Annotated in this window: 28 protein-coding genes; 12 read left to right on the top strand and 16 right to left on the bottom strand. The window is 61.0% G+C overall.

The annotated features are described in order from the left end of the window. The 5 genes from BLR85_RS05450 to BLR85_RS05430 form a co-directional block, all read right to left on the bottom strand. A partial coding sequence (locus BLR85_RS05450; RefSeq protein ID WP_139188310.1) for a helix-turn-helix domain-containing protein occupies positions 1-272 on the bottom strand: 272 nt, incomplete at its 3' end. 518 nt (positions 273-790) lie between these two features. Beyond that, positions 791-1,663: a flagellar motor stator protein MotA gene (gene motA / locus BLR85_RS05445; protein ID WP_093151167.1), complete on the bottom strand. Its 873-nt coding sequence runs from the start codon at positions 1,661-1,663 to the stop codon at positions 791-793. Positions 1,664-1,739: 76 nt separating this feature from the next. Further along, positions 1,740-2,354 carry a MotE family protein gene (locus tag BLR85_RS05440; RefSeq protein ID WP_093151162.1) on the bottom strand — a complete coding sequence of 205 codons (615 nt, stop codon included), beginning with the start codon at positions 2,352-2,354 and terminating at the stop codon, positions 1,740-1,742. Next, entirely contained in the window at positions 2,351-2,731 is a 381-nt protein-coding gene (locus tag BLR85_RS05435; protein WP_093151158.1) for a hypothetical protein, read from the bottom strand. The genes BLR85_RS05440 and BLR85_RS05435 overlap by 4 nt, the downstream gene beginning before the upstream one ends. A 9-nt stretch (positions 2,732-2,740) precedes the next feature. Next, entirely contained in the window at positions 2,741-3,244 is a 504-nt protein-coding gene (locus BLR85_RS05430) for a flagellar basal body-associated FliL family protein (protein WP_093151152.1), read from the bottom strand. Between the two features lie 204 nt (positions 3,245-3,448). Here BLR85_RS05430 and BLR85_RS05425 point away from each other — a divergent pair, with 204 nt between their 5' ends. The 7 genes from BLR85_RS05425 to BLR85_RS05395 all read left to right on the top strand — a co-directional run bounded on the left by BLR85_RS05425 (position 3,449) and on the right by BLR85_RS05395 (position 8,374). Continuing rightward, the gene (locus tag BLR85_RS05425; protein ID WP_093151149.1) at positions 3,449-4,060 is read left to right on the top strand and encodes a ribonuclease D; all 612 of its coding nucleotides are present in this window, start codon (positions 3,449-3,451) and stop codon (positions 4,058-4,060) included. A 4-nt stretch (positions 4,061-4,064) separates the two neighbouring features. After that, positions 4,065-5,042 (top strand): KpsF/GutQ family sugar-phosphate isomerase, encoded by a 978-nt coding sequence (locus BLR85_RS05420; protein WP_093151144.1) that lies wholly within the window; start codon positions 4,065-4,067, stop codon positions 5,040-5,042. A gap of 4 nt (positions 5,043-5,046) precedes the next feature. Then, positions 5,047-5,667, top strand: coding sequence for an LPS export ABC transporter periplasmic protein LptC (gene lptC, locus BLR85_RS05415; protein ID WP_093151141.1), 621 nt, complete (start codon positions 5,047-5,049; stop codon positions 5,665-5,667). Between the two features lie 13 nt (positions 5,668-5,680). Beyond that, positions 5,681-6,193, top strand: coding sequence for an LptA/OstA family protein (locus BLR85_RS05410; protein WP_342028772.1), 513 nt, complete (start codon positions 5,681-5,683; stop codon positions 6,191-6,193). Then, positions 6,190-6,954, top strand: a complete 765-nt coding sequence (gene lptB / locus BLR85_RS05405; protein ID WP_093151132.1) for an LPS export ABC transporter ATP-binding protein — start codon at positions 6,190-6,192, stop codon at positions 6,952-6,954. The genes BLR85_RS05410 and lptB overlap by 4 nt, the downstream gene beginning before the upstream one ends. 338 nt (positions 6,955-7,292) lie before the next feature. After that, positions 7,293-7,871: a ribosome hibernation-promoting factor, HPF/YfiA family gene (gene hpf / locus BLR85_RS05400; RefSeq protein WP_093151128.1), complete on the top strand. Its 579-nt coding sequence runs from the start codon at positions 7,293-7,295 to the stop codon at positions 7,869-7,871. Positions 7,872-7,909: 38 nt separating this feature from the next. Further along, the gene (locus BLR85_RS05395) at positions 7,910-8,374 is read left to right on the top strand and encodes a PTS sugar transporter subunit IIA (protein WP_093151122.1); all 465 of its coding nucleotides are present in this window, start codon (positions 7,910-7,912) and stop codon (positions 8,372-8,374) included. 9 nt (positions 8,375-8,383) lie between these two features. On the opposite strand, the gene BLR85_RS05390 is transcribed toward BLR85_RS05395, so the two are convergent. The 8 genes from BLR85_RS05390 to cysQ all read right to left on the bottom strand — a co-directional run bounded on the left by BLR85_RS05390 (position 8,384) and on the right by cysQ (position 17,484). After that, positions 8,384-9,796, bottom strand: coding sequence for a hypothetical protein (locus BLR85_RS05390; protein ID WP_093151118.1), 1,413 nt, complete (start codon positions 9,794-9,796; stop codon positions 8,384-8,386). 4 nt (positions 9,797-9,800) lie between these two features. Next, on the bottom strand, positions 9,801-11,498 hold the full coding sequence (locus BLR85_RS05385; RefSeq protein ID WP_093151114.1) for a DUF5927 domain-containing protein: 1,698 nt from the start codon (positions 11,496-11,498) through the stop codon (positions 9,801-9,803). Beyond that, positions 11,495-12,481: a glycosyltransferase family 2 protein gene (locus BLR85_RS05380; protein WP_093151182.1), complete on the bottom strand. Its 987-nt coding sequence runs from the start codon at positions 12,479-12,481 to the stop codon at positions 11,495-11,497. The genes BLR85_RS05385 and BLR85_RS05380 overlap by 4 nt, the downstream gene beginning before the upstream one ends. A 269-nt stretch (positions 12,482-12,750) precedes the next feature. Next, positions 12,751-13,788, bottom strand: a complete 1,038-nt coding sequence (locus BLR85_RS05375) for a glycosyltransferase family 2 protein (RefSeq protein WP_244520607.1) — start codon at positions 13,786-13,788, stop codon at positions 12,751-12,753. Next, the gene (galE, locus tag BLR85_RS05370) at positions 13,785-14,768 is read right to left on the bottom strand and encodes a UDP-glucose 4-epimerase GalE (protein WP_093151106.1); all 984 of its coding nucleotides are present in this window, start codon (positions 14,766-14,768) and stop codon (positions 13,785-13,787) included. The genes BLR85_RS05375 and galE overlap by 4 nt, the downstream gene beginning before the upstream one ends. 16 nt (positions 14,769-14,784) lie before the next feature. Further along, positions 14,785-15,678: a UTP--glucose-1-phosphate uridylyltransferase GalU gene (gene galU, locus BLR85_RS05365; RefSeq protein ID WP_093151103.1), complete on the bottom strand. Its 894-nt coding sequence runs from the start codon at positions 15,676-15,678 to the stop codon at positions 14,785-14,787. A 208-nt stretch (positions 15,679-15,886) separates the two neighbouring features. Then, a complete protein-coding gene (locus BLR85_RS05360) occupies positions 15,887-16,687 on the bottom strand; it encodes a 3-deoxy-manno-octulosonate cytidylyltransferase (protein WP_093151098.1) in 801 nt (266 codons plus the stop codon). Then, positions 16,684-17,484 (bottom strand): 3'(2'),5'-bisphosphate nucleotidase CysQ, encoded by an 801-nt coding sequence (cysQ, locus tag BLR85_RS05355; RefSeq protein ID WP_093151094.1) that lies wholly within the window; start codon positions 17,482-17,484, stop codon positions 16,684-16,686. The genes BLR85_RS05360 and cysQ overlap by 4 nt, the downstream gene beginning before the upstream one ends. A gap of 131 nt (positions 17,485-17,615) precedes the next feature. Between cysQ and BLR85_RS05350 the strand changes: the two genes are divergently transcribed. Further along, positions 17,616-18,437: an ABC transporter permease gene (locus BLR85_RS05350; RefSeq protein ID WP_093151090.1), complete on the top strand. Its 822-nt coding sequence runs from the start codon at positions 17,616-17,618 to the stop codon at positions 18,435-18,437. Continuing rightward, on the top strand, positions 18,434-19,054 hold the full coding sequence (locus BLR85_RS05345) for an SH3 domain-containing protein (protein WP_093151086.1): 621 nt from the start codon (positions 18,434-18,436) through the stop codon (positions 19,052-19,054). The genes BLR85_RS05350 and BLR85_RS05345 overlap by 4 nt, the downstream gene beginning before the upstream one ends. Before the next feature lie 12 nt (positions 19,055-19,066). On the opposite strand, the gene BLR85_RS05340 is transcribed toward BLR85_RS05345, so the two are convergent. After that, positions 19,067-19,678, bottom strand: coding sequence for an alpha-ketoglutarate-dependent dioxygenase AlkB (locus BLR85_RS05340; protein WP_093151083.1), 612 nt, complete (start codon positions 19,676-19,678; stop codon positions 19,067-19,069). A 178-nt stretch (positions 19,679-19,856) separates the two neighbouring features. Between BLR85_RS05340 and dnaK the strand changes: the two genes are divergently transcribed. The 3 genes from dnaK (at position 19,857) to radC (ending at position 23,820) form a co-directional block, all read left to right on the top strand. After that, the gene (gene dnaK / locus BLR85_RS05335; RefSeq protein WP_093151080.1) at positions 19,857-21,770 is read left to right on the top strand and encodes a molecular chaperone DnaK; all 1,914 of its coding nucleotides are present in this window, start codon (positions 19,857-19,859) and stop codon (positions 21,768-21,770) included. Positions 21,771-21,843: 73 nt separating this feature from the next. Then, positions 21,844-22,998: a molecular chaperone DnaJ gene (gene dnaJ / locus BLR85_RS05330; protein WP_093151075.1), complete on the top strand. Its 1,155-nt coding sequence runs from the start codon at positions 21,844-21,846 to the stop codon at positions 22,996-22,998. A 48-nt stretch (positions 22,999-23,046) separates the two neighbouring features. Continuing rightward, positions 23,047-23,820 (top strand): RadC family protein, encoded by a 774-nt coding sequence (radC, locus tag BLR85_RS05325; RefSeq protein WP_093151178.1) that lies wholly within the window; start codon positions 23,047-23,049, stop codon positions 23,818-23,820. A 25-nt stretch (positions 23,821-23,845) separates the two neighbouring features. Here the strand turns inward: radC and BLR85_RS05320 are convergent, their stop codons facing one another. Next, complete coding sequence (locus BLR85_RS05320; RefSeq protein WP_093151069.1) at positions 23,846-25,408, bottom strand: phosphate ABC transporter substrate-binding/OmpA family protein; 1,563 nt, start codon at positions 25,406-25,408, stop codon at positions 23,846-23,848. A 19-nt stretch (positions 25,409-25,427) separates the two neighbouring features. Next, positions 25,428-26,417, bottom strand: a complete 990-nt coding sequence (locus BLR85_RS05315; protein ID WP_093151066.1) for a hypothetical protein — start codon at positions 26,415-26,417, stop codon at positions 25,428-25,430. Positions 26,418-26,534: the final 117 nt, after the last annotated feature.

The following is a 26,534-nucleotide window of genomic DNA, read 5'->3' as shown; positions in this document are numbered from 1 at the left end:
TCCGATACCGTGCGGGGCCTTCCAGGGCGATATTCGTCGGTCAGACCCTCGATCCGGTCCTTCACGAACCGCCTGCGCCACTTGCCCACCGTGTGCTCATGCACCCCAAGTCGCGCACCGACCTCCTTGCTTTGAAGCCCCTCCGCACAGAGCAGGATCATCCGACACCGGTCCGACAGCGAGCGCGGAGCCTTGTGCCGTCGGATCTGAGCCTCGAGAAAGCTGCGCTCATCGGCACTCAGAATCACCTCGTCTGCAACCCGGCCAACCATATCATCCCCCCGAAATCACTCGGATCAATGATACGAACTACAGTTCCAGGTGACTAGGTTCCCCAAAACGAAACGATAATACTGGATCGATCAAATCTGGTCGACCGAGCGGAAATGTTTCCGCCGGACTATCTGAATTTTCGGATGCTTCCGAGACATGCTCCAAGACGCTGTCTTTGAAGTCCAGTACCAATGTTCGATCAACTAAGAGAAACTCCCCTAGATCCACCTTGGGACCCACAACCAAGTTTAGCTTCGATCTATCCGGGTAAAACCGTATTTCTTGAAGTCTTTTTCTGGGAATCTTGTCAAATACCGCACTGGTGTTGACTTCGAGATTCTTTCGATTGAACGTTAATTCGTATCCGTCCTCGGTCTCTCTTTTTTCCAACTGACGTCCCCTTTGAAGGAGAGAACGACTCGTGTAAATGCCTCATGTTCCCCGGAGTATACAATAACGTTTTCAGCGGCGCACGCGGAAGCAGCCCAGAAAAGAAACAGAGAGAAAAGTACTCGATTCATGCCGCTTCACGTTGCTTTGTATTTTTTAGTGCTTCTTCAAGTTCTGAGAAGCTTGGTCGTATATGGCTCGGGGTGTTTTGCCGGCCTACTTCTATACAGATATTAGTTGCGTGACTATGGAGGTTGGCAACCAGCACTTCTCTGATCAACCTATAGAAGTGACTATCTTCCATTGTCACGTCTTTGACCTTTGTAGCGAAGGGTCCGACCAAACCGTAGGCGAGAAACACACCGAGAAACGTGCCAACAAGCGCTCCCCCGATGAGCTTTCCCAAGATCTCCGGCGGTTGATCGATCGACCCCATTGTTTTGATGACGCCAAGCACTGCGGCCACAATTCCGAGCGCAGGCAACCCATCCGCCATTGTCTGCAATGCGTGGCTCGAATGGAGCGCCGATTCCTGGTTCGAGTCCATTCTTTTTTCGAGAACTTCTTCGACCTGGTGTGGATCGTCATAGTTCATGGACGCCGATCTCAATGTATTACATATCAGGTCAATTGCCTCGGTATCCGACAAGATACGCGGATAGTTTTCAAATATCGAGGATTCGGAAGGATTTTCAATGTGCTCTTCCAGACCTACAGGGTTTTGGCGCGCCAATCGAATGAGCTCGAATAAGAGGCACAGTAGATCTCGGTAATCTTCCGGTTTCCATTGTGGTCCCTTAAAAACCTTTCTGATATCTTTAAGAGTTTTTTTGATCGCATGGACGTCGTTGGATATTACAAAGGCACCCACGGCCGCCCCTCCGATCATTGTCATTTCGTAAGGCAGCGATTTAAGGATGATCGCCATTTTGCCGCCGGCGGCAATATAACCTCCAAACACCATCACAAAAATCACGATGACGCCTATAATTCCGACCATGCGATCTCTCCGACTTCGGGGCTCTCCACGGCGGCATTTGCCTTTTCAGTTGGCAATGTCGCCGAGATTCGCGATTTCAATTCTGGGGAACATCCATGTTGCGCCCGGCGAGCAGAATGCTGACCGTATAGGCCTTTTGAGCCGACAGGCCGGCCATCACGGATGCGGCTGACTCGGGACGCATCCTAGCCAGGAATCCGGCCGCGAAACTTGGGTCCATCGCTTCGAACACGACCGATACGTCCCTCGGCTTCATCTTTTCGTAAACTGCAATCAGGGTCTCGATGTCACGGTCGGCAGCCCCGTCAGCGAGGGAGATCGTGGCCCTGAGCGCTTCCTCGGCGGCTTTTACCGTTTCGAGATTGGTCTGCAGGGACATTTCTGCCTCCTCAAGCTCTGCCATGCGTCGCGCGATCTTTTCTTCTCTTTCGTCAAGCTGCGCTCGGCGCTCTCGCAGGCGCGCGGTGACTTGATTGACGCCTTCGTTGGTCACACATTCGGGCGTGTCATTCGCGTCGGCCAAGTCTATGGAAGGGGCGCTACTGGAAGCCGAAAGGGCTTCGACTTCGCTGGCAATGGCCGCGCCTGTCCCATCGGCGAGCCGGATCATGCCGGAGATCAGGAAAAGTGCCCCGATCGTAACCAGCGCGCCGCGTCCGGAGCGCGTTTTGCGACGGTCTTTTCTTTTCATTCCAGCGCACCGTTTTCGGATTCCAGGCGTGCTCGGCGATTCCTGCGGACAGCACCCCTGTTTGATCGGGGTAAATGCGAAAGCCCCTCTGGCTCTTCGAGGTCATGCATGGAGGCGAGGACCAACTCAATCCGAGATGCCGCCGCTTCGGCCCGTTCGGTCAAGTCGCGCAGCGATTGTGCCGAGTCCCTTGACGTTCTCTGCGCTGTCTCAAGTGCCTTGGTCATCTCATCGACCTGGACGGACAGCACGGCCACGGCGCCCCCCATTCCACCTTCGAGATTCGTGAAGCGGTTTAGACGCCGTGACAGCACGAAACAGTAGAAAGCGGCGCCGACAGCTCCAGCAATCAGGAGAAGATCTGCAATCAGGTTCATCCCGTTCTCCTAGTTAAGTACGAACTCTGTGACCAAGAGATCGCGAATCTCGCGTTGATCCGCGACGAGCCGTATCCGCCGGAGCATCTGCGCTCGCAGGCGAAACAGGGCCATGGGCCGCTCGAGGTCTTCGGTAGCAACCGCGCGCAGATAGCCGTTCAGAACATCCATGATCCGCGGCATGATATCGGCCACTGCTTTTTGATGCGCAGGAATGGTCTCGATATGGGCCCGGAACCGCAGATGGCGCGGAGTATCGCCGCCCGGAAGCGATATCAGTATCGGTTCGATGGGCACGAATGCCACCTCCGCGATTTCGGTTGAGTGTGCGTCCGTAGCGGCGTGAGCCGCGTTCTGGCTGCCGCCCAGCAAGCCGTTCAGCATTCCGGAATACGCCGCGAAGAATCCGCCAGCCCCGAGCCCGATAGAAAGTACGAGCCCGATCAGGATCGGCAATATTCCTTTTTTCTTTGGCGCCGCCTCGTTGGCTGGCGTTTTGGATTCGTCCGCCATCGGGAATCTCCGTTGAGCTTTCTCTTCGATGGTTACGACGCCCAGGACTAACCGACTGTTAAGCACGCCCGATTTTTTCACGGAGTGACTCAGCGCGCGTGGAAGATCGTGCAGGAACGACCGGCATGCGTCCGACCCCGCCCATTGAATTTACCCGACGGACCCCGTATTTGAGCCCAGATCCTTAATAGTAAGGGCCCCGAAATGGCCATCTACCTCTATCAGAACGACCTTCCGGACGATCTGGATCTTGGATCCGTCGTCGCAATCGACTGCGAAACGATGGGGCTGAATCCACATCGGGACCGGCTTTGCCTGGTGCAGCTTTCTGGAGGAGACGGCAACGCGCATCTCGTTCAGGTCAGCAAGGGCCAGACCGAGGCTCCGAATCTCGCACGCATGCTGACCAACCCCAAAGTATTGAAACTGTTCCATTTTGGCCGGTTCGACATCGCGGCGCTGTATAACAGCTTCGGCGCGCTGGCGGCGCCGGTCTACTGCACCAAGATCGCGTCGAAACTCGTGCGGACCTACACGGATCGCCACGGACTGCGAAACCTGTGCCAGGAACTGATCGAAATCGATATCTCGAAGCAGCAGCAGTCCAGCGACTGGGGCGCGGCGCATCTCACGATTGCTCAGAAGGAGTACGCGGCCTCGGACGTTCTCTACCTGCATCGCCTGCGCGAGGAGCTGGACCGCCGGCTGGAGCGCGAAGGCCGAAGCGACATCGCGAAGGCCTGTTTCGACTTCCTGCCGACCCGCGCCAAACTCGATCTGGCCGGGTGGCCCGAGATCGATATCTTTGCCCATTGATCCGATGCTGGTTTCCTCAGACGACGCCGCACTTCTGACGACCGGCCACCGCGTGATCCAACGCGAAGCCGCGGCGCTGCGCATGCTCGACGAGTCGCTTGGCCCTGGATTTGCCGAGGCCGTGAATCTGATCCTGCAGGCCCGGGGGCGTGTGATCGTCTCCGGAATGGGGAAATCGGGCCATATCGCCCGCAAGCTGGCGGCCACTTTTGCCTCGACCGGAACCCCGGCCCATTTCGTCCACCCGGCGGAGGCCAGCCACGGGGATCTCGGCATGATGGCGGCGGGAGATGTTGCGCTCCTGCTGTCCAATTCCGGTGAAACGCCGGAACTGGCGGACATGATCGCCTATACCCGCCGATTCCAGATCCCGCTTATCGGCATCGCCAGCCGAGCCGGAAGCACGCTTCTCAACCGCTCCGACGTTGCGTTGCTATTGCCGCAGGCTCCGGAAGCCTGCGCCACCGGAATTGTCCCGACCACATCGACAACGATGACATTGGCGCTTGGCGACGCCATCGCCATCGCGCTCATGGAGCATCGCAAGTTCACGCCGGAGGATTTCCGCGACTTCCATCCCGGGGGCAGCCTTGGCGCCCAATTGTCCAGCGTCCGCGACCTGATGCACGGCGGAGATGCGCTGCCACTGGTGCGGCCGGAAACCCCCATGTCGGATACCTTGCTGGTCATGACCCAGAAGGGCTTCGGCGTGGTCGGTGTCACCGACGAAAGCGGGCACCTGCATGGTGTTATCACCGATGGCGACCTTCGGCGACATATGCAGGGTTTGCTAAACATGTCCGCCGCGGCCGTCATGACCCGGAATCCAAAGGTCATTCTGCCCGAGGCCCTCGCCGAAGAGGCCGTCGCGGAAATGAATGCACGCAAGATCACCTGCCTTTTCGTCGTCGCGGGCGAGACCACGAAGGACGTCGTCGGGGTTCTCCATATTCACGACTGCCTGCGGGCAGGGATCGTGTAACGTCATGGCTTCACACGATAACCTGCACTCGCGAATCGTCGGATGGTTGAAGATCATCCTGCCGCTATCTGCGCTTGTATTGTTGTCTTCCGTGTTCCTCGTCGCACGCTTCAAGGAGCATCGCGGAACGCTTCCCTATTCCAAGATTGCCCTCAAGGAACTGGCGAGCGTGCAAACGGTGGCGGACCCTGTCTTTACCAGCGTGACCGACGAGGGCCAGCACGTGGTGGTCACCGCGAAGGAAGCGACCCCGCGCGACGGGGATTACAACGTCGTGGACGCAGTGGGGGTTCACGGAATCCTGCAGGAGACGGATGGCGAAACTATCAATATCTGGTCAGACGCAGGAACGGTATTTTCGGCGGAATCGCGCACGATTCTTCAGGGAAACGTGCGGATCGAGACATCTTCCGGCTACAATCTCTTCACCGATCAACTGATTTCCGCGGTCGATCGCACGGATATCGAAAGCCCCGGACCTGTCCGCGGCGAAGGCCCGTTGGGAACAATCGAGGCCGGCCGAATGGAAGTAAGCTCGCAACAGACGGCGGAAGGAACGGAAGAGAAGGTAACCGTGGTTTTCAAGGACGGTGTTAAAGTGATATACACGCCGCAAACTCAGTAAGGTGTAGCGGTCTGTGTCTTTGAGAACTTCCCTGCTCGGAATTGCCCTGTCCCTTGTCGCCCTGTCGGCCGCGGCCCAAGGTACGGAAGTCGGTTTTGGAAACCCGGAACATGACAGCTCCGCGCCAGTGGAAGTCGTCGCCGACCAGCTGGACGTTCAACGCTCTGAAGGCAAAGCGAAATTCACCGGAAATGTTGTCGTCACGCAAGGGCTGATGAAGCTCTTCGGCGACGTGGTCGACGTAGAATATGCCGAGAACGCCGCAGGCGACACCGAGATCCAGTGGGTCCACGCAATCGGTAATGTCACCCTTCTGAACGGGGTCGAAGCCGCGGAGGGCGACGATGCCGTCTACACGGTCGAATCTGGCGTGGTCGTCATGACGGGCGATGTCCTGGTGACGCAGGGCGAGAACACGATGGCCGGCGAAAAGCTGACCGTACAACTCGAAACCGGTGTTGGCCAGATGGAAGGCCGGGTGCGGGTGCTGTTCAACCCCGAAAGCGAGCCGGAAAAAACCGAATGAACAGGGACGGACGCGGCTTATCGATCGCTCCCGGTTCCAGCGGGTTGCAAGTCGTCCAATTGCGCAAGAGCTATCGCCGACGCCCTGTTATCCATGACGTGACACTGGAATTGCAGCGTGGCGAGGTCGTGGCCCTGCTCGGCCCGAACGGCTCCGGAAAGACCACCTGTTTCTATTCCATCGCCGGGCTTCTCACGCCCGAATCCGGCCTCGTGCAGATCGACGGGCGGGATGTGACCACCCTGCCCATGTATCGCCGCGCCCGCTACGGGATCGGCTACCTCCCACAGGAAGTCTCGATTTTCCGCGGCCTGTCGGTCGAGGATAATATCATGGCGATTCTCGAGATCACCGAGCGCGACCGTCACAAGCGGCGGGAACGGCTCGAAAACCTGCTCTCGGAATTTGGCATCGACCATCTGCGCCGCGCCTCCGCGCTGTCGCTCTCGGGCGGCGAACGCCGACGGGTCGAGATAGCCCGCTGCCTCGCTGCCAAGCCGAAATACCTGTTGCTCGATGAACCCTTTGCTGGCGTCGACCCAATCTCGGTCGGCGACATCCGTCACCTCGTGACCGATCTGAAGAACCGCGGGATCGGCGTTCTGATCACCGACCACAATGTCCGTGAAACGCTGGAGATCGTGGATCGGGCCTATATCCTGCACGACGGGCAGGTCCTGATGAGCGGCACGGCGGAAGACGTCGTGCGCGACGAGAATGTGCGCCGGGTCTATCTCGGTCAGAATTTCCGCATCGGCTGAGCCCCTGCGCCCCCTTGGACACATCTTTCACGCTATCCGTATGATTTGACACGGATCATGGACGGCGGCACCATTGCGTCGTCCGCTTGGGGGGACAGCTTCGCAGCGATTCCTTGCCAGCAAGGCGTTGACAGAGCGGGGCGAAGCGTCGCCAAATAGGAAAAATGCAAAAGCATACCGTCAGAATTCCGCCCCATGCCGAGCTCCGCCAGGTGCGCTTGAGCAATGTGTCGGGCAATTTCCACACTTCTCTTCGCATTCACGAAATTTCGGCTTTTCAACCGGGTTCGGAAAGCGTTTGCTGGACGAACCCCTAACTTCAACCTCATGGAGGCGAGATGCGCTATCAGATCAGCGGTCACCAGATCGATATTGGGGAATCCCTCACGACCCATGTAAAATCGGAGCTCGGCGAAGCCGTGGCGAAGTATTCGGATCGGCCCACGGATTCCCAGGTGATCTTTTCCCGGCGCGGCCACGAATACATGTGCGAGACGACGGTCCATCTTTCGACCGGCCTGAACGCACAGGCGAGTGGGCGCGCCAGCGAGATCTATGCCGCCTTCGACGATTGCCGCGAGAAGCTCGAAAAACAGCTTCGCCGTTACAAGCGTCGCCTGAAGGACCACTACAAAGACCGCAAGGAGCCGGTTGAAGTCTTCGGCGCAGCCTCGTATATCCTCGCCGGATCTGACGCGGGCGTTGAGGAACAGGAACCCGAGACGCTTCAGCCGATGATCATTGCGGAGATGGAGACACAGATCCCCAGCTTGTCCGTGGGTGAGGCCGTCATGCAGATGGAGCTCGCCGGCGCACCGGTTCTGATTTTCCGCCCGGAAGGAACGAGCGCCGTCAACGTGGTCTACCGGCGTGACGACGGAAACATCGGTTGGATCGACCCGAAAACAGGGAATTGATCCGGCCCGAGGCGTAAGCCAAGGCAATTGGAAAGAAGATGGATCTTTCGAGCATTCTGAAGCCCGAGGCAGTTAAGGTTATTTCCGAGGCAAGCAGCAAGAAACGGCTGTTCCAGCGCCTCGGGGAAATCGCCGAGGCCGCCTATTCCATCGATGGGCTTCAGGCCGCCGAGGCGCTCCTTGAACGGGAGAGCCTTGGCCCGACGGGCGTGGGCCACGGCATTGCGCTGCCCCATGCCCGCCTTCTGGATGCTTCCAAGGTCACCGGCGTCTTCTTCAAGCTGGAGCGTGCGCTCGATTTCAAGGCGGTCGACCGGCAGCCGGTCGATCTTGTCTTTGCCCTTTTCGCGCCCGAGAATTCGGGCGTGGAGCATCTTAAGGCCTTGGCCCTGATCTCCCGGACGATGCGCGACCCGAAGGTCTGCGCGAAGCTGCGTGCGAATGACAATCCGACAACCCTGCACACGGTTCTGACCGAAGGGCTGGCACCGCAGGCCGCCTGACCCGCGCCCTCAGGCGTCCCAGCGCCGGAAACCGAAGGCCATGAAGTCCCGGTTATACGCCGACCTTACCGCCGCCTCGACCTCGTCATCATAGATCTCTGCCAATGCAGCGTGCCCGTCCAGTTCGGCGGACGGCGCATCCGGTATTTCTGCCAGTCCCGCTTGCTGCGCCGCTTGCGACAAGCCGAGCGCGATTTGCTCCGCCCGGATGATCATATCGATGGGAAGCACTTCGGACAGGCCTTGCAGCAGCGCCTCCTGGCTCGAAAACGCCGGGTCGGATCGAAGCGCCGTCTGCCCCGACAGCGTTTTTTTCACCACCTCTAGATAGCCGAGAAACGCGGTTCGCCGTTCCCGGGCTGTGTAGGTTTCATCCGCCGCGCCGTCCGGGATCGGCAAACCATGATCGGCCCGGAGCCGCGCGCGGATATGCGCGAAACTGCCCGGGCCACAATCGAGCACATAGCGTTCGAACACGGCATGGGCTCGCTCCACCGGGTGCGAAACGATGGTGAAACTGCGCGCATCCTTGTTGCGGTTCTTCCATTGGCGGAGGGTCTTGCGGGTAAATCCGCTCTGAACACCGCCGAACGCGGCCAGCCAGCGCGCGACTGCCTCGGTCGGCCCGCCCTTGACCGGCATGAACAGAAGCGGCGCTGCCTCTGAGACAAGGAAAGCCGGAACTGCTGCGCCGTGCCGTGGCTCGCTCGCGCCCGCCTGCACCAACCCGTCGAGATTCATCCCGGCCAACGCCGCCTGCATCTCCTCGAAATTCTCGACCTTGTCGCTCAAGGGTGCCGGGTTCTGCCGTTTCAGGCGGCCCGAAACCATGGAAATCTGCTGATTTAGCCCAAGATAGCGCGCCAGCCCGTTCAGGATCTCCACGTCGCCGATCTGCTCGAAGGAAAGCTGAAACGATGCCTGCCCTGTGGTCTGCAGAACTCGGGCGATATGCACCTCGTGTCGGCGGCGACGTGCCAGCACCGCTTCGAACTCGGCCGGCTCAAAACGGATCTTGGCTGTTTTCCGGTGCCGTTCATTGGTCAGCCGCCATTGCCCCGTCGCGTTGGCGATTTTCAGCGAGACATAGGCATCGAGCGGGTTCCGCGTCAGGTGGATCTTGGCGACCCTCGGCTCAGACAGAACGGCATCGAGCACCGCCGGATCATGATCGTGAAAAAAGCGAAACCCGCCAATCCCATCGGCCTGCTCGAAAACACGTCTCATCATCTCCAACGGGTCGGCATCCCGCGCTGCCCGGTCCATGCCGAACAATTCCTGGCTGTCGTGATGCCCCACGAAATCGGGATTGAACACCTCGCCGAGGCAGTGCAGCCCGTCGAACTGGTTCAGGCTCTCTTCGAGATGGTTCGAGCCGGTGCGCATCTCCGCCAGAAGGACAAATCCGTCGAAACGCGCCATCGTCTCACCTCACCAGATAAGGGCGGGCTTGCGGGTTCAGCGGCGCCGGTGCGTGCCCCGCGGGAAAATCGCCGGCCATATGCAGGTTCATCCCGTCATTCTTGAGCTGTTGCAGGAAGCGCCCGAAGCCGGACAGATCCGCCAGGCGCGGCACTTCGGTCAGCCGGCGCGGCCCGTGCAGGCTGATCTCGTCGAGGATCTCCTGCAGGTTGTCCATCGGGGCCTCGATAAACTCGGCGAGGTTCCAGATCCGGATCCGCGCCTTGGCCCAGCGCGACCGCAGGACCTCCACATGCGCCTGCTCGATACGCTGAAGCCGTGCGGCTTCCTTGCGGACAACCTCGGAGGTTATGTTGGTGCGGTAGAGGCCAATGGCCCAAGCCCCGGTAATCACCGATATCTGCGCATTCGGATCGCTGGCCATGAAGCCTTCGGGATGCTGGTTGTCCTGCGGGCCGAACATCAGGCATTGTCGTTCACCGCGCGTGTTCCAGACAAGATTGGTGAGAAAACCGCAGGGATTGTAGTCCCTGAGCGACGCGCTGTCCGACAGACCGCCGTTGAAGACCTTTTCCCCGGCTGCGAACTCGACCCGCCCGGGGCTGTACAGATGGCCATGCACCCGGCAACCGGTGACCTTGCCCAGCCAGGACTCGAAATTCTCAAACAGGTGGTCGAATCCTTCGAAGACCGAATAGGGCCCGGCGGAACGGGCATTGTCGCGCTCCTGCGCCGGGAACCGGCTCTGCATGTACAGGCCCGGTCGCCCCTGCAGGCGGGTCTCGGAGGCCTTGGCGAACAGACGGTCGATTTTGCCAGGGCTTGGCTCCGCATTCTTGGTTACCGACGGGTCGTTGGACAGGAAGCTCGAATAGAGCCGTTCCGCCCGAGGCCAGATCTTGCGCGCGACGAAACAATCGGAGCGGCGCAGCAATTGCAGATGATCGTCATAGAAGGTGTGCGGCTTGCCCTGGTGGTCGAATTTCGACAGAGTCAGCGAGCGGCTTTCGATCCGTTGCGAATGCAGCCGCGCAAGGCTCTGGAAATAGCTCTCGTCCGGGATCCAGACATTGCGGAAGAAGCGGTCATACTCCGCGCGGCGCGGATCGTTCAGGATCGCGTCAAGCGTCCGGCGGCTCAGGCACCACCATTGTGACCCCAGATGCGGCACCAGGCCTTCGGGCAGGTGCCGCTTCACGCCGAGCTTTCGCTGAAACTCCACGAAATGGTCGAACAGGAAACGCTTTCGCTTGAAGGAAAACGGGAAACGCAGCGCGAACCGCTCGTGATCGAAACCGCCCTTGGACCAACGAACGTCTTCAATGGTCACCGACTCGATGAAATCGGTGCGCGGCCGCTCGGCAAGATAGGCGACCAGCTCGGGCACCGGGCGCAGCGGCAGGCAGGAGCCCGAGGCGAGATAGACATGGCCGAGATCCGGATACGCCTCCAACATCTGCGCGGCCGCATCGATCGTTGCGCCGACGATGCCCCAGGTGCCCCATTCACATCTCTGCCGGCGCTCGGCGAAGATTACGTTTTGCAGATCCTTCAGAGAGTCCCGGAAGGGAATGAATTCCGCATCGGGAACCTTCGCGTCGGCATGGATCACCACCGGGCAGCCGCTCTGGGCCCAGTGCCGTGCTACCTGCGTCGCGCGATCCAGCGCGGTGTGAACCAGCATCACGTAGCCGACGCTCATGCCCAGTTCCCCTTCGACATCAGCCCGAGGATCTCAAGCTGCCGCCAGTTGATGTATTTCTCGGACCAGCGGTTCCACAGCACCGTCCTGTCCTTCAGATGCTCGGCATAGGCGCGGTATTCCCGGCTGCCGGCATAATGCTCGCCGCGCTGGAGTTCCTCTTCGGCCTTCTGCTCCAACGTGTTGAGGAATTTCGCATGCAGCAGCGCGCCGGAGGTCATCTCGCCCCCCTGCCGGTCATAGACGTGGTTCAGCCCGCGCGGCAGCAGCATATGGGTGGACTGCACGTAGACGTAATTCTTCCGCCATTTCACCAAAGGGATCTTGTTCAGCGAGGGCGCGGCTTTCGGCTTGTCGGCAAAGAAGGCCCGCGCCCGTGGCCCGCCCTGAATCCACAGGTTATGGTAGAGCGGATTGCGGGTGATGGTGTAATTGCCGCTGTCGAACCAGTTGGCGATCTCCATCGGGTTCTGCCCCTCCTGGTAGGACTCGGCATCCAGCTGCCCCTTGGGGTAGAGGTCGATCAGCATCGCCCCGAAACTGCGCTGCCCGCAGGCATCGAGCCAGTCGGTCAACGCCTGCACGGGGCGGGTGTCGCAGAACGGGTAGATGAAGAACTCGTCGGGATCGACAACCAGCGTCCAATGCCCGTGCCCATGGCGCCGCATCAGGTGGTTCAGCCAGTCCACACCATAGCGGGACGCCTTGTAGCTCGCCGGTGTCGTCCACAGCGAAACATCATCCTGCTCGGCGAGGTATTCGCGCCCACCATCGTCGCTGCCATTATCGACGATCAGGAAGTGCCCTGCGCCGATCTTGCGATAATAGTCGAGGAAATAGGGCAGGCGCAGGCGTTCATTCCGCAGGGTGACGAAAACCAACACGTCCTGCGGGCCAATACTCGCTGTCCGGTCCGAAACCTTGCGCAATTCGAAGCTCTTGCGCAGCGCACGCAGCCGGTACCGCTTGCGCCGCAGGCGCATCCGGTAGGATTGCAGAAGGCTCATCGCATCGCTCCCGGCATCTGACCTCTTCCTCTTCGCGCGGACTTTCGCGCGCCAAGGTTAAGAACGCCTTGCCTCGGTCCGGCCGGCGCGCGGTCTGAATGGTTCGGAAATGCTCTTTGCACGATCTGGCGTCGGCCTCATGAAAGTCTTTGGAAAAGAATAGGCAATCCCGCGACGCGGGTAAACTGGAGCGAATCCACTGTGCTGCTTCTACGAGGCGACGTCACGCAATCGCATCACAAGTGCTAACGCCAGTCCCCGGTCGCCATCAGGCCCAGGGCTTCCAGTTGCTTCCAATCGTGAAGCTCGACCGAGTCCGGACACCACAGATCCGGGTTGCCCGAAATCGCATCGTAATAACTGTCATAGTGCCCCGGCGCGCCGAAATGCTCCTGCCGGGCTTTCTCCTCCACCGAGCGGGACACGATGGAGGGCAGGAACTTCGTGTGCAGGAGCACGCCGCAAGGTCCGGCGTCGCCCGGCCCCTCATAGGCAAGATTCAACTGCCGCGGCAGGATCGAGTGCGTGGAATTGCGATAGGCATAGTGCCGTTTCCAGCGCACCAGCGGCAGCTTGTTGAGTGTCGGCGCCCGTTCGGGCCGATCCGGGAAAAACAGCCGGTCCCGCACGCCGCCCTGCACCCAGAGGTTCCACTCCGGCAGCTTGCGCCGCGTCCGATAGGGCCCGGCATCGAAATAACGAAGGTTCCTGAGCGGATCCTCCCCCGGCACATGGACGCTCCCGCCGACCGCACCTCGCGGATAAAGGTCGAGCATCAGAGCGCCGAAGGCAACGCGACCGCGCGCCTCCAGCCATCCAACCAGATCTGCGAGGGTCCGTTCCGGCCAATGCGGGATCAGCAGCAATTCATCGGCATCGACGGTCAGGCACCAATGGCCGTGGCCATAGCGCATTTGCAGCCATGTCAGCCAATCCACGCCGAAACGCGATTTCTTGTAACTCGCCCCCGTGCGCCAAAGGGAAACGTTGCCTTGCTCGGAGAGGTATTCCGCCGATCCGTCATCGCTGCCATTATCGACGATCAGGAAATGCGACACGCCCAACGCGCGGTTATGCGCAAGGAAGGCAGGCAGGCGGTCCATCTCGTTGCGAAGGGTCGAGAAGCCGAGGATGTCTCCGGTTCGAATAGCCTTCGTGCGGTTGATGACGACGCTCAACTGGTGCCGCGCACGGAAGGAGCGCCAAAGCAGCCTGCGCCGCTTCCAGCGCAGGCGAATTGAATCCCGAAAGTTCGAGAACACTCCCTCCGGGGCGCTGCTCACTTCTCGTAATGGCCGGTTTGGTGCCAGCGCCAGGCATCCTCGATCATCTGCGGCATGGTCGAACGGCGCGGCTTCCAGCCCAGCTCGTCGATCGCCCGGCTGGAACCGGACACAAGCCGGGTGGCGTCACCCGCCCGCCGCGGCCCCTCGTCATAGGGAACGGGGCGGTTCGTAACCTGCCCGGCCGCATCCATCACCTCGCGTACCGAAAAGCCGGTTCCGGTGCCAAGGTTGAACTCACGGCTCTGCTTGCCGGATTCCAGCCATTTCAAGCCCAGAACATGCGCCTCGACCAGGTCCATCACGTGTACATAGTCCCGGATGCAGGTCCCGTCCGGCGTGTCATAGTCGGTGCCATAGATGGTCAGCTTGGGCCGACGCCCGTCGATTGCGTCCAGAACCAGCGGGATCAGGTGGGTCTCGGGACGGTGGAACTCGCCGACCTGCGCTTCCTCATCGCCACCCGCGACATTGAAATAGCGATAGATCACCCGCTTCATGCCGAAACTGGCTTCGAAATTGTCCAGGATATCCTCGATGGCGCGCTTGGAGGCACCATAGGCGTTGATCGGCATCTGCTTGGAATTCTCGTCCAGAACCACACCGTCCTGATCGCCATAGGTGGCGCAGGTGGAAGAGAAGATGAACTTCTCACAGCCCGCTTCGACCGCCGCTTCGCACAGATTCGCCGCCCCGCCGACATTGGAGCGCCAGTACCAGCCCGGCACCTGCATCGACTCGCCCACCTGGCTCAGGGCGGCGAAATGCATGATCGCTTCGGGCTTGTGCTTGGCAAAGACCTCGTCGAGCCGTTCCCGATCCAGCAAGTCGCCCCTCTCAAACGGGCCGAACTGCACCGCGTCTTCCCAGCCGGTGGAGATATTGTCGAAGGTAATCGGGGTATAGCCCTCGCGGGCCAACACCTTGCAGGCATGCGAGCCGATATAACCCGCACCGCCTGTCACAAGAATCTTGGTCATGATCCCGTCCCGATGATTATTGCGCGGCGTTTCTTACCGCCATCAGGTCTTCGAGGTAATGGGAGAATTCGTCACGCAAATCTTCCCGCGCGAGGCCGAAGGCCACCGTCGCCTGCAGGAAACCCGCCTTGGAGCCGCAGTCGTAGCGCTTGCCCTCGAACTGGAAACCGAAGACGTTCCGCCCAACCCGGATCTCATCTGAAATCGCATCCGTGAGCTGAATCTCGCCGCCAGCACCGGATTTCATCCGGTTGATGTTCTCCAGGACGCTCGGCGTCAGGATATAGCGGCCGATCACGGCAAGGTTCGACGGCGCATCCCCCGCCTTGGGTTTCTCGACCATCCCCTTGACCCGGATCTTGGCACCGTCCACGGAGTCCACGTCGAGGATACCATAGGCCGAGGCCTTGTCCTCCGGCACTTCCATGGCAGCGACCATGCAGCCACCGGTCTCTTCATAGGCTTCGACCATCTGCTGCAGGCAGGGCTTCTCGGCCGAGATCACGTCATCGGGCAGCATCACCGCGAAAGGCTCGTCGCCGATAAGACGCCGGGCACACCATACAGCGTGACCAAGGCCAAGCGCCTGGTGCTGGCGAATGTAGGCAATCGCACCGCTGGGCATGTTGCTCGACTGGAGCGCCTCCAGCAGGTCGGTTTTGCCCTTGCGCTGCAACGCCGCTTCCAACTCCGTCGAGGTGTCGAAATAATCCTCCAGCGCGCTCTTGCCCCGAGAAGTCACGAAAATGAAATCGGTGATCCCAGCCGCGCGTGCCTCGTCGATGGCGTATTGAATCAGCGGGCGGTCGACCAGAGTCATGATCTCCTTCGGAACCGACTTTGTTGCCGGCAGAAAACGGGTTCCAAGACCCGCCACAGGAAACACGGCCTTCGTGACCTTGCGTTGCATGTATTCTATTCCTTTCCTTCCGGTTTCACGGATCGCGCCCTCCCAGCTCGAGCTGGACCGGTATCAAAACAATTCGGGCGCACCTTAGCGGCACTTCACTGTCAATGTCCCGGTCGATACTGCCATATAGCGGCCAGAGCAGCACGACGATTGCTCAAATCACAAGCGTTATTAGCATGTTCGCTCGATATTTTAGCACGAGTTATGGTCATTCAATCCCCATCTCCGCCATCATGGTCTCCAACCGGGGAACATCCTGCGGGTTGTTGAGCTCCCAGAACTGCCGTCCGCGCGCATCGACCTCGACGCAAAGCACGTGCCGTCCGTTCTCCAGGAACCGCAACTGCTCCAGCCCTTCCAGGGCTTCGAGCGGGCCATGTGCCCATTTCGGATAATCCGCAAGTGCCGCCGCGCGATAGGCGTAGACGCCGACATGGTGATAAACCGGCGTTTCGGCCTCGGGCGCATAGACAGTCGCGGTATAAGGCACGACTTCCTTGGAAAAATAGAGCGCCCGGTGATCGGCATCGAAAACCGCCGTCGTTCCGCCCACCCGGCCCTCCGCTCGGTCACCCTTCAGGGCGGCCAGCGCGCGGCCATCGCAGCGCAAGACCGGCGTGGCGATCTGCGCCTCCGGAGAGGATCGCAGACCGTCGATGAGATCGGACACGAACCAGGCCGGCGTCAGCGGCGCGTCCCCTTGCAGGTTCACCACGATCTCGTATCCGCCGCCGAGGTTCTCATGCGCTTCCGCACAGCGTTCGGTACCGTTCACACAAGCCTCGGAAGTCATCACAACCTCCGCGCCAAAGCTTTCTGCCTCGGCCCGAATGCGGGTGTCGTCGGTGGCCACGACCACCCGGTCGACGCCCTTGACCGCCATTGCCGCCTCCCAACTCCGCCGGATCAGGGTCAACGACTTGCCGCTGACGCCCTTGAGCGGGACCAGCGGCTTGCCGGGATAGCGATGCGACGCGTAGCGGGCGGGAATGGCGATCAGGACACTCATGAGGCGGGTTTCAACTCCACTCCTGGGGCATAGGCAATGAAGAACGGGTTTTCGTAGCCGGGCTTGCCATAGGTGAAATCGGTATGGTCATCGAAGCGGACCATCTTGCCGCCGGCGCCCCGCAGAACGGCGTCGGCCGCGGCGGTATCCCATTCCATCGTCCGGCCAAGGCGTGGGTAGAGATCCGCTTCGCCCGCCGCCACGAGGCAGAATTTCAGCGAGGATCCAGCCGAAGTCATGTCCTTCACGCTGTACTTGGCGATGTAGTCGTCGGTCGCCTGATCGCGGTGCGATTTCGAGGCAACAACCATCAGCGCCGTATTGTCCGGCGTGGTCACGGCGAGCGGACGCACCGGGCCGGGGGCGTCCTTGGCGAACTCACCGGTCTCCTCGACCGTCTGCCCGCTGGCGTCGGTATAGAACAACCGACCCTTTGCGGGGGCATAGACGACACCGCGCAAGGGTGTGCCGTTCTCGATATAGGCGATATTGACCGTGAACTCCCCGCGGCGCTTGACGAATTCCTTGGTGCCGTCGAGCGGGTCGACGATCAGGAAATTCACTGCACTCTCGCTATGGGACGCCGCCTGCTCCTCGGTCACAACCAGAACATCGGGGAAAGCCTCGGCCAGACCGGCAGAAATGAGCGCATCGGCGGCTTCATCCGCTTCCGTTACCGGGCTCTCGTCGGATTTCGATTTCACCTCGAAATCGTCCGAATTGTAGATCTCCATAATCTTGTCCCCCGCTTCCAGCGCGAGGCGCCGGGTCACGTTGGCCAGTTTTTCAAAATCCATTTTCATACTCCAGGGGGCAGGTGAATTCGTTGATATATGCCATCCAGCCCCTTATCGTTCCGCGTCAAGGGAACGGCAAGTTTTCCTTGGCAAAAAGAACTGGCCCTAACCTAAAAGCGACAATTCTCCACATGTTCCAGGTCAGCAAACCGAATAGCAGCACCGGGTCGGCCCTCCGGCTCGGACAGCTGATCTATCACGCGACCGTCCGCAGCCTGCGCAAGACGCATGGCAACGCCCTCATCGGCCTGTTGATGAACATGATGCAGACGGTCGTCTTCGTGATGGCCTTTTTCGTGATGTTTTCGGTCATGGGGTGGCGCGGCGCGGCCCTCAGGGGGGACTTCCTGCTCTACATCATGTCGGGGATCTTCCTCTTCATGACCCATACCAAGGCCATGGGCGCCGTGGTCAGTTCCGAAGGGCCGTCCTCGGCGATGATGAAACACGCGCCGATGAACACGATCATCGCGATCTCGGCGGCGGCTTTCGGTGCGCTCTATATCCAACTGCTGACAATGCTCGTGGTGCTGGGCATCTATCACCTCGCCATCACCCCGGTCATCATCGACAAACCGATCGGCGCGATGGGCATGGTGTTGCTCTCCTGGTTCTCGGGCGTGGCCATCGGCATGGTCTTTCTGGCGATCAAGCCGTGGTTCCCTGGCTTCGTCCAGGTCGTTTCCAGCGTCTATTCCCGTGCGAACATGATCGCCTCGGGCAAGATGTTCGTGGCCAACCAGATGCCCGGATTCATGCTCGCCTTTTTCACCTGGAACCCGCTTTTTCACACGATCGACCAGTGCCGCGGATACGTGTTCATCAATTACAATCCGCACCACTCGAACATCGCCTACCCGTTCTGGCTCAGTGTCGCGCTCATTTTCATCGGTTTGATGGGCGAGCATTACACCCGCAAGAACGCATCCCTTTCCTGGCAGGCCAAAAGATGATCCTCAGAACCCTTTGCATCCTCGCCGCTGTCGCCCTGACAGCTTCCAGGCTCTCCGCACAAATCGAACAGGTCCACATCCCGCAATTGCATGATGTCACCGGGGTGGCCGCGGACGACACGCTGAATATCCGCGCCGAAGCGAGCGGCGCGGCAGCGATCATCGGCGAACTGGGCCCTTTCGAGACCGGTATCGAGGTGACCGCTCTGAACTCCTCCGGCGCCTGGGGCCGGATCATTGCCGGGGAAACCGATGGCTGGGTCTCGATGGCGTATCTGAGCCCGCGCCCGCTTCCTTCGGGCGGTTTTCCCAACGGTATGCGTTGCTACGGGACAGAGCCGTTCTGGTCGATCGACTTTTCGGACGGGATGGCCACCTATAGCGAGATGGGAGACGCTCAGCCGCAAACCGGCTCCTTCTTCGCCGCGCGTCTCTACGACGTTGTGTCCGGTTTCGACATTCCCTTGCCGAACCACGATCTGTCCGGCGTCATCGAACCGGCTTCCTGCACGGACGGGATGTCGGACCGGACCTTCGGCTGGCAACTCCTGCTGCTCACGAGGCAGGGAAACGCCCGACATCTCCTCCATGGCTGTTGCACCCTCGACCAGCGCTGACCCCTTTGCCGGTTAGCGCGCCACCCTCAGCGTCAGGTTGATCCGCCCGCCCTCCGGCAGCAATTTCGAGCTTCCCGTCCGGATCCGGTCGATCCCGTGATAGACAAGCCGGGCCGCGCCCCCCATCACCAGCACATCGCCCGATTTCAGCCAGACGGACTCCGTCTTGCCGCCACGGGTCAGGTTGCCGATGCGAAACAACGCGTCATCGCCGAGCGAGATCGACACCACCGGCTGCTCTAGGTCTACCTCGTCGCGATCCTGGTGCATGCCCATGCGGGCATCGGCATCGTAAAAATTGACAAGGCAGGAATCGGGCGTCCGCGCATCCGGGGCGACCCGCGACCACACCGCGAGAACCGACTCGGGAATGGGCGGCCACTCTGCGCCGTCGGGATGGCGCGGCTCGTAGCGATACCCCCGCCGGTCACTCACCCAGCCGACCTGTCCGGCCGACGTCATTCGCACCGACATCGCCTGTCCGCGCGAGGTCACCGGGCGAAAGAAAGGAGCCGCGCGGGCCACTTCCCTGAGCGCAGCGACCATTTCCGCCTGGGCGGCCGAATCGAGCAGCCCTTGGAAAATCGAGACGCCTCGAATGCACAAACTCGGTGTCGGTTCCATTTTCTTCACCTTTTTTGCCCCATATCTGCTTCGCTTCCCGGCTTGCAGGGGTAGGAATGCACTCCTATATACCCCGAGATGCTCGGCCGGGCAGCCATCCGGCCGACTAACCGGGATTGGGGACGGGAGCCTGACAGGGCCTGTGCCCCGCAACATCGCCAAGAGAGGTAGAAAGCAAATGGCCAAAGTCATCGGTATCGACCTCGGTACGACGAACAGCTGCGTCGCCATCATGGACGGGTCGCAGCCCCGCGTGATCGAGAATGCCGAAGGCGCGCGTACGACCCCGTCGATCGTCGCCTTTACTGAGAACGAACGGCTCGTGGGCCAGCCCGCCAAGCGGCAGGCCGTCACGAACCCCGAGAACACCATCTTCGCCGTGAAGCGCCTGATCGGCCGCCGCGAAGATGACCCCGCGGTCGCCAAGGACCGCAAGATCGTCCCCTTCGAAATCGTCGATGGTGGCAACGGCGACGCCTGGGTTCAGGCGCGCGGTGAAAAGTACTCCCCGAGCCAGATTTCGGCCTTCATCCTGCAAAAGATGAAAGAGACCGCTGAGTCCTACCTGGGTGAAAGCGTCACGCAGGCGGTGATCACGGTTCCCGCCTATTTCAATGACGCCCAGCGTCAGGCCACCAAGGACGCCGGCAAGATCGCCGGCCTCGAAGTGCTGCGGATCATCAACGAGCCGACTGCGGCCGCGCTGGCCTATGGCCTCGACAAGGAAGAGACCAAGACGATCGCCGTGTACGACCTCGGCGGCGGTACGTTCGACGTCACGATCCTCGAGATCGACGAAGGCCTGTTTGAAGTTAAATCCACCAACGGCGACACGTTCCTCGGCGGTGAAGACTTCGACATGCGGATCGTCCAGTACCTGGCCGACGAGTTCAAGAAAGAGCACGGCGTCGACCTGACGAAGGACAAGATGGCCCTGCAGCGCCTGAAGGAAGCCGCCGAGAAGGCCAAGATCGAGCTTTCCTCCAGCCAGCAGACCGAGATCAACCAGCCCTTCATCTCGATGGACCCGAATGGCGGCACGCCGCTGCACATGGTCATGAAGCTGACCCGTGCGAAGCTGGAAAGCCTCGTCGGCGACCTGATCAAGGCGTCGATCAAGCCTTGCCAGGCCGCGCTCAAGGACGCCGGCGTTTCCATCAACGAAATCGACGAGATCGTTCTGGTCGGCGGTATGACCCGCATGCCCAAGGTGGTCGAGGAAGTCACCAAGTTCTTCGGCAAGGAGCCGCACAAGGGCGTGAACCCCGACGAGGTCGTGGCCTCCGGTGCTGCCATCCAGGCCGGCGTTCTGCAGGGTGACGTTAAGGACGTGGTCCTGCTTGACGTGACCCCGCTCTCGCTCGGTATCGAAACGCTGGGCGGTGTGTTCACCCGCCTGATCGACCGCAACACCACGATCCCGACCAAGAAGAGCCAGATCTTCTCGACCGCCGAGGACAACCAAAACGCCGTTACGATCCGGGTGTTCCAAGGCGAGCGCGAGATGGCTGCCGACAACAAGATGCTCGGCCAGTTCAACCTGGAAGACATCCCGCCGGCGCCGCGCGGCATGCCGCAGATCGAGGTGACCTTCGATATCGACGCCAACGGCATCGTGTCGGTCTCCGCCAAGGACAAGGGCACCGGCAAGGAGCAGAACATCACGATCCAGGCTTCTGGCGGTCTCAGCGACGACGAGATTGACCAGATGGTCCGCGACGCCGAAGCGAATGCCGAGGCCGACAAAGAGAAGAAGGAACTGGTCGAGGCGAAAAACCAGGGCGAAAGCCTGCTGCATTCGACCAAGAAATCGATCGCCGATCACTCCGACAAGGTCGACCCCTCGACCGTCGAAGCGATCGAACTGGCGATGGGTCCGCTCGAAGAGGCACTCGAAGGTACCGATCTGGGCAAGATCAAGTCCGGTATCCAGAACCTGACCGAAGCCGCGATGAAGCTTGGCGAAGCCATCTATAAAGCCGAGCAGCAGAAGGCTGGCGAAGCCGCGCCGGAAGGCGATGACGAGCCACATGGTGTCGACGAAGACATCGTGGATGCCGACTTCGAAGATCTCGGTGACGAAAAGCGCTGAGCACCGTAATACCTCCAGTGGGCCGGTCCGGGTAACCGGGCCGGCTTGCGTCGTGGAGGCAAAGGGATAACCGATGGCAAAACGTGACTATTACGAGGTGCTGGGCGTCGCGCGTGGAGCATCGGAGGCCGAGATCAAGAAGGCCTACCGCCGCAAGGCTCGTGAGCTTCACCCAGACAGCAATTCTGACAACCCGAATGCCGAAGCCCAGTTCAAGGAAGCGAACGAGGCCTATGACGTTCTGAAGGACGCCGACAAGAAGGCCGCCTATGACCGCTTCGGCCACGCCGCCTTCGAGGGTGGCATGGGGGGCGGCCCCGGTGGCGGTCCGCGCGGTGGCTTCCACGGCCAGGGCGATTTCGCCTCGGCCTTCTCGGACGTTTTCGATGATCTGTTTGGCGATTTCATGGGCGGCCAGCGCGGCGGTGGGCGGCAACGCGCAACCCGTGGCTCCGACCTGCGCTACAATCTGAAAGTGACCCTCGAGGATGCCTACAAGGGCGTTCAGAAAACGATCAACGTTCCCACCTCCGTCGCTTGCGGTGCCTGCTCTGGCACCGGTGCCGAAGGCGGTGCGGAGCCCGTTTCCTGCCCGACATGTTCGGGCATGGGCAAGGTTCGCGCGCAGCAGGGTTTCTTCACGGTCGAGCGTACCTGCCCGACCTGCAACGGGCTCGGCCAGATCATCAAGAATCCCTGCCAGACCTGCCACGGCAATGGTCGTGTCGAGAAGGAGCGCTCGCTCTCCGTCAATATCCCCGCCGGGGTCGAGACGGGCACGCGCATTCGTCTCGCGGGCGAAGGCGATGCCGGCACGCGCGGCGGCCCGTCGGGCGACCTCTACATCTTCATCGAAGTTGCCCAGCACGAGATCTTCAACCGGGACGCGCAAAACCTGTTCTGCCAGGTTCCCGTGAGCGTGTCATCGGCGGCGCTTGGCGGCGATATCGAGGTTCCGACCATCGAGGGCGGCCGCAGCCGGGTCAAGGTGCCCGCCGGTTCGCAAACCGGCAAGCAGATGCGCCTGCGTGGCAAGGGGATGCCGGCGCTGCGGGGGGCTGGCTTCGGCGACATGTTCATCGAGCTTGTCGTGGAAACGCCGGTGAACCTGACCTCTCGTCAGAAGGAACTGCTGCGGGAATTCGACGAGTTGAGCGCCGAGAACAACCCGCGTTCATCGAACTTCTTCTCCAAGGTGAAGGATTTCTGGGACGAGATGAAGGGATAACCCTTTACCCTTAATCTTTGATTCAAAAGCTTGGGCGATGGTTTGGACATGACCATCGCCCAAGCTTTTTCCGAGTCCTCCCTGCCGCTTTTCGGCACTGACGAGGCGCCGGTTCCAGCGCCACCAGCGCATGGAGCGGAAACGACGCCGCCATCCTACCTGAAGGATCATCGTCAGCGCCTTCGGGAACGTTTTCTTCAGGCAGGCCCCGCGTCGGTTCCCGATTACGAATTGCTGGAACTGGTGCTCTTCCGCGCCGTGCCCCGCCGCGACGTGAAACCGCTGGCCCGGCAGCTGATCGACACCTTCGGCGATTTCAACCGCGTCATCTCCGCCCCTGCCAGCCGCCTGCAATCCGTGCCCGGTGTCGGGACGATGGTGATCCTGGAGCTCAAGATCGTCGAAGCGGCGGCACAGCGCATGAGCCGCGCCAAGATCCTGCGCCGGCCTATCCTCTCCTGCTGGGAGTCGCTGCTGGATTACTGCCACATGAACATGGCGCACCAGGAAACGGAGCATTTCCACGTGCTCTATCTCGACTGCAAGAACACGCTGCTCGCGGACGAGGAGCAGGGGCGCGGCACGGTCGATCATGTGCCGGTCTATCCGCGGGAGGTGGTCAAACGGGCGCTGGAGTTGAACGCGTCCGCGCTCATTCTCGTTCACAATCACCCCTCCGGAGATCCGACACCGTCCTCAGCCGACATTGCCATGACAGAAAAGATCGTGATTGCCGCGGAAGCGCTCGGGCTGGCGATCCACGACCATCTTGTGATCGGGCGGGAAACGGAATTCAGCTTCCGAAGCGCCGGCTTCCTATGAACGCTGAACGCGTGTCGGGCCGCGACTACCGCAGCCACACCTCGACCCTGCGATTCGTCTGCCGGCCCCGTTCATTGTCGTCGCAGGCGAGTGGCAGAGCCTCCCCCATGCCGATGGCCGTCAGCCGAACCCGTTCCCAGTCGGCGGCCGGAATAATCGCCCGCAGGGCATCGCTCACCGTTTGCGCACGCTCCAGCGAGAGCGCCCGGTTGGCATCCGCCGGGCCCAGCCCGTCGGAGAAACCGGCCAGGATGATTTCGTTTCCGTCGTGCAGACCGATCTCGATATCACGGGCGAGGCGATCGAGGTTTCCCTCCGACTGCGCGTCGAGATTGGCGGAGCCGTTTCGGAACCGGAACGTCGCCGTCAGGCGCCGGGCGCCGGACATGGCCGTGACAAGCTCCTGCAGGTCTTCGAGCGAAACCTCGTCACCGGCTGCAGAAATCGCGTTGGCAAGCCGCTCTCCCTGCGCCGCCACGGGAATCTCCACCGGAACCTGATCGACATAGCCCGCGCGCCGGACGGCCATCTCGGCCGAGGGCGTGTTGAGCCAGTCGAGGAATTCCCGTCCCAGCAGTGGCAGCCGCCGCGGCGGGACATACAGGTAAAGCGGCAGCGGCAGCGGGTAATCCTCTGCCTTGATCGCTTCGGGCGAGACTGAAATCTGCCGCCCACAACTGCCCGTCAGGACCAGAGGACGCGCATGGTCCATCTTGGAGTATCGTACGAGCCCGAGAGCTTCGGGATTCCGCGCCACCGTGTCCACGAGGCCGGGGCTGGATTCATGGCGCAGCAACCAGCCGGAACGCTCCGATTCCGCGCCCTTAGCGCCGCCTTCCGGGAAAAATTGCTCGGTGGTTCCATCCGGGACCATTTCATGCAGGTCGATCGCATTCGGCGTGCCGCCAAGCTCCGACCAGCTCTGTATCTTGCCAGACCGGATTCCGGCCAGTTGCTCCAGGCTGATCCGCCGCACCGGGTTCCGGGACGCGACCACGGCCACCAAGGCATCCAGAGCGACGATCCGGGACCGTCGAGGACCGGAAAGGTCACCGATCCCGGCCGCCTGCCCCCGGGCAATCTCGTCTGCAGTCGCGGCGCGATTGGCCATGGCCAGGTCCGCGCGATCCTCCATTAGGTCGTTCAGTCCCTGCGCCGTATCGGACAAGTCGAAGTGGAATCGGGCAACCAGACGATCCTGCGTCGGGTCGATCAGATGATAGCTGAAACGTTCCTCCGTCTCCTGCACCCGTTTCGGCAGGAACGCGTTCGTGGCCGCGAAGGTTTCGACCATGGCCGGCAACAGGATCTGCCCGAGCGATGCGTCGCCGGACAGACGGATATCCGCAATCGGACTCAGCAGATCCGGGCAACCGGGCCCCTCGCAATCCACGCCCTCGGCATCGATCGTTATGACGCCGAACTCGGTCCTCAGCCGATAGAACTCGCCGTCGAAACCGAGCATCGTTCCTTCAAGACTGATTCCACCGTCGCGGGACGTCAGAAAGGCGTCCTGCGCCGCGACGGGTGCAGCTCCGAATAGAAGAAGCGCGGCGATCGCCGCCGCGCGTGAAAGCATTGGTGCCATTATCCGGGATCGGCCTGTATCAGTTGGCAGCGATACTCATGTCTCGCAGGAGGTTGTTCAACACCAGAAATTCGCCGACAGAGTCGCAGGCAGGCACGGAAAGCGACAGATCCATCGGTTCGATCTCGCCGTCCGTGGCCGCTCGCAAGGCCTGGGCCTGAATTTCGCGACCGCAATTGGCCTCGCTCACCGCAAGCTCGACCGACATCCGGACCATTCCTTCATACTGGGCGTCGGCGGCCGGGAAGCTGTAAATCTCGGCTTGCGGTCCATCCTGAGCGGAGCCCAGTTTCACCATGAACCCGGCCCCGAGGAGTTCCGCCCGGCGCGGCGAGCGCGGGTTTCCGGCATGGATGTGGCCGGGATGGCCCCGGGCCGCACCGAATTCAAAGGCGTGCAATTCAACCCCGGTCTCGCCCTGCCATTGCAGCCCGATCCGCTCGAACTCTGCCAGATCGGGGATCACGGCAGAAGTTGCGAGAACCTGACCGTCGGAAAACTGCGCCGTGACATGCGCAGCCTCGCGCAGGACCGGCATCTGGATTTGCAGTTTCCCCGAGCTGTCGAGGGTCTCGGCAAAGACCAGCGCTTCATGCCGAATCTCGACCCGTTTTCCAGCCTCGCAGGGCGCGGTGATTTCGAGGGCAAGCATTGCCGAGGGCTTCGCCTTGGCGGTCAGGCTCGCTTCACAAAGCGGAGCGGGTTCCGGTTCGGGCTCCGGTTCCGGCAACAGCTCGGCAAGGCGGCTCGCATAGGCCTGGGTCGCAGGTCTGCCGAGCGCGGCAACCGCGGGTTCGACCGGAACGAGGGGCTCTTCTTCGGAAAGTTCTGCCAGGGGAGCGGCAATGTCGGCCTCCACCTGCGCCGTGGTGTCCAGTCGAACCTGGTCCGGTTTGTCATTTCCCCCGAAACGCGCCGCGAGCGCGTCGGCATTCTGCATTACGTAGCCGGTGGAAAAGGCGATCACGAAGATCGCTCCGGCATTGATGAAACGTGGATTCACACGCATGTCTGCCTCCTTCGGGTCGGAACCTTCCGAAAGGCATAAGCGAAAAAATGGGCAGCGCCGTGGCGCTGCCGGGACCCGATTAGGTCACATTCATGGAAAATTCGCCGCGTTCAAGCG

Origin of the sequence: Aliiruegeria lutimaris (assembly GCF_900099935.1) — a bacterium.
Taxonomy (GTDB): domain Bacteria; phylum Pseudomonadota; class Alphaproteobacteria; order Rhodobacterales; family Rhodobacteraceae; genus Tropicimonas; species Tropicimonas lutimaris.
This window is presented reverse-complemented; position numbering and strand designations above follow the sequence as displayed.

Excerpts from the sequence above, each read along its gene's own strand:
- motA (WP_093151167.1), bottom strand. The coding sequence starts at position 1,663 with ATGGTCGGAATTATAGGCGTCATCGTGATTTTTGTGATGGTGTTTGGA.
- BLR85_RS05440 (WP_093151162.1), bottom strand. The coding sequence starts at position 2,354 with ATGAAAAGAAAAGACCGTCGCAAAACGCGCTCCGGACGCGGCGCGCTG.
- BLR85_RS05435 (WP_093151158.1), bottom strand. The coding sequence starts at position 2,731 with ATGAACCTGATTGCAGATCTTCTCCTGATTGCTGGAGCTGTCGGCGCC.
- BLR85_RS05430 (WP_093151152.1), bottom strand. The coding sequence starts at position 3,244 with ATGGCGGACGAATCCAAAACGCCAGCCAACGAGGCGGCGCCAAAGAAA.
- BLR85_RS05425 (WP_093151149.1), top strand. The coding sequence starts at position 3,449 with ATGGCCATCTACCTCTATCAGAACGACCTTCCGGACGATCTGGATCTT.
- BLR85_RS05420 (WP_093151144.1), top strand. The coding sequence starts at position 4,065 with ATGCTGGTTTCCTCAGACGACGCCGCACTTCTGACGACCGGCCACCGC.
- lptC (WP_093151141.1), top strand. The coding sequence starts at position 5,047 with ATGGCTTCACACGATAACCTGCACTCGCGAATCGTCGGATGGTTGAAG.
- lptB (WP_093151132.1), top strand. The coding sequence starts at position 6,190 with ATGAACAGGGACGGACGCGGCTTATCGATCGCTCCCGGTTCCAGCGGG.
- hpf (WP_093151128.1), top strand. The coding sequence starts at position 7,293 with ATGCGCTATCAGATCAGCGGTCACCAGATCGATATTGGGGAATCCCTC.
- BLR85_RS05395 (WP_093151122.1), top strand. The coding sequence starts at position 7,910 with ATGGATCTTTCGAGCATTCTGAAGCCCGAGGCAGTTAAGGTTATTTCC.
- BLR85_RS05390 (WP_093151118.1), bottom strand. The coding sequence starts at position 9,796 with ATGGCGCGTTTCGACGGATTTGTCCTTCTGGCGGAGATGCGCACCGGC.
- BLR85_RS05385 (WP_093151114.1), bottom strand. The coding sequence starts at position 11,498 with ATGAGCGTCGGCTACGTGATGCTGGTTCACACCGCGCTGGATCGCGCG.
- BLR85_RS05380 (WP_093151182.1), bottom strand. The coding sequence starts at position 12,481 with ATGCGCCTGCGGCGCAAGCGGTACCGGCTGCGTGCGCTGCGCAAGAGC.
- galE (WP_093151106.1), bottom strand. The coding sequence starts at position 14,768 with ATGACCAAGATTCTTGTGACAGGCGGTGCGGGTTATATCGGCTCGCAT.
- galU (WP_093151103.1), bottom strand. The coding sequence starts at position 15,678 with ATGCAACGCAAGGTCACGAAGGCCGTGTTTCCTGTGGCGGGTCTTGGA.
- BLR85_RS05360 (WP_093151098.1), bottom strand. The coding sequence starts at position 16,687 with ATGAGTGTCCTGATCGCCATTCCCGCCCGCTACGCGTCGCATCGCTAT.
- cysQ (WP_093151094.1), bottom strand. The coding sequence starts at position 17,484 with ATGGATTTTGAAAAACTGGCCAACGTGACCCGGCGCCTCGCGCTGGAA.
- BLR85_RS05350 (WP_093151090.1), top strand. The coding sequence starts at position 17,616 with ATGTTCCAGGTCAGCAAACCGAATAGCAGCACCGGGTCGGCCCTCCGG.
- BLR85_RS05345 (WP_093151086.1), top strand. The coding sequence starts at position 18,434 with ATGATCCTCAGAACCCTTTGCATCCTCGCCGCTGTCGCCCTGACAGCT.
- BLR85_RS05340 (WP_093151083.1), bottom strand. The coding sequence starts at position 19,678 with ATGGAACCGACACCGAGTTTGTGCATTCGAGGCGTCTCGATTTTCCAA.
- dnaK (WP_093151080.1), top strand. The coding sequence starts at position 19,857 with ATGGCCAAAGTCATCGGTATCGACCTCGGTACGACGAACAGCTGCGTC.
- dnaJ (WP_093151075.1), top strand. The coding sequence starts at position 21,844 with ATGGCAAAACGTGACTATTACGAGGTGCTGGGCGTCGCGCGTGGAGCA.
- radC (WP_093151178.1), top strand. The coding sequence starts at position 23,047 with ATGACCATCGCCCAAGCTTTTTCCGAGTCCTCCCTGCCGCTTTTCGGC.
- BLR85_RS05320 (WP_093151069.1), bottom strand. The coding sequence starts at position 25,408 with ATGGCACCAATGCTTTCACGCGCGGCGGCGATCGCCGCGCTTCTTCTA.
- BLR85_RS05315 (WP_093151066.1), bottom strand. The coding sequence starts at position 26,417 with ATGCGTGTGAATCCACGTTTCATCAATGCCGGAGCGATCTTCGTGATC.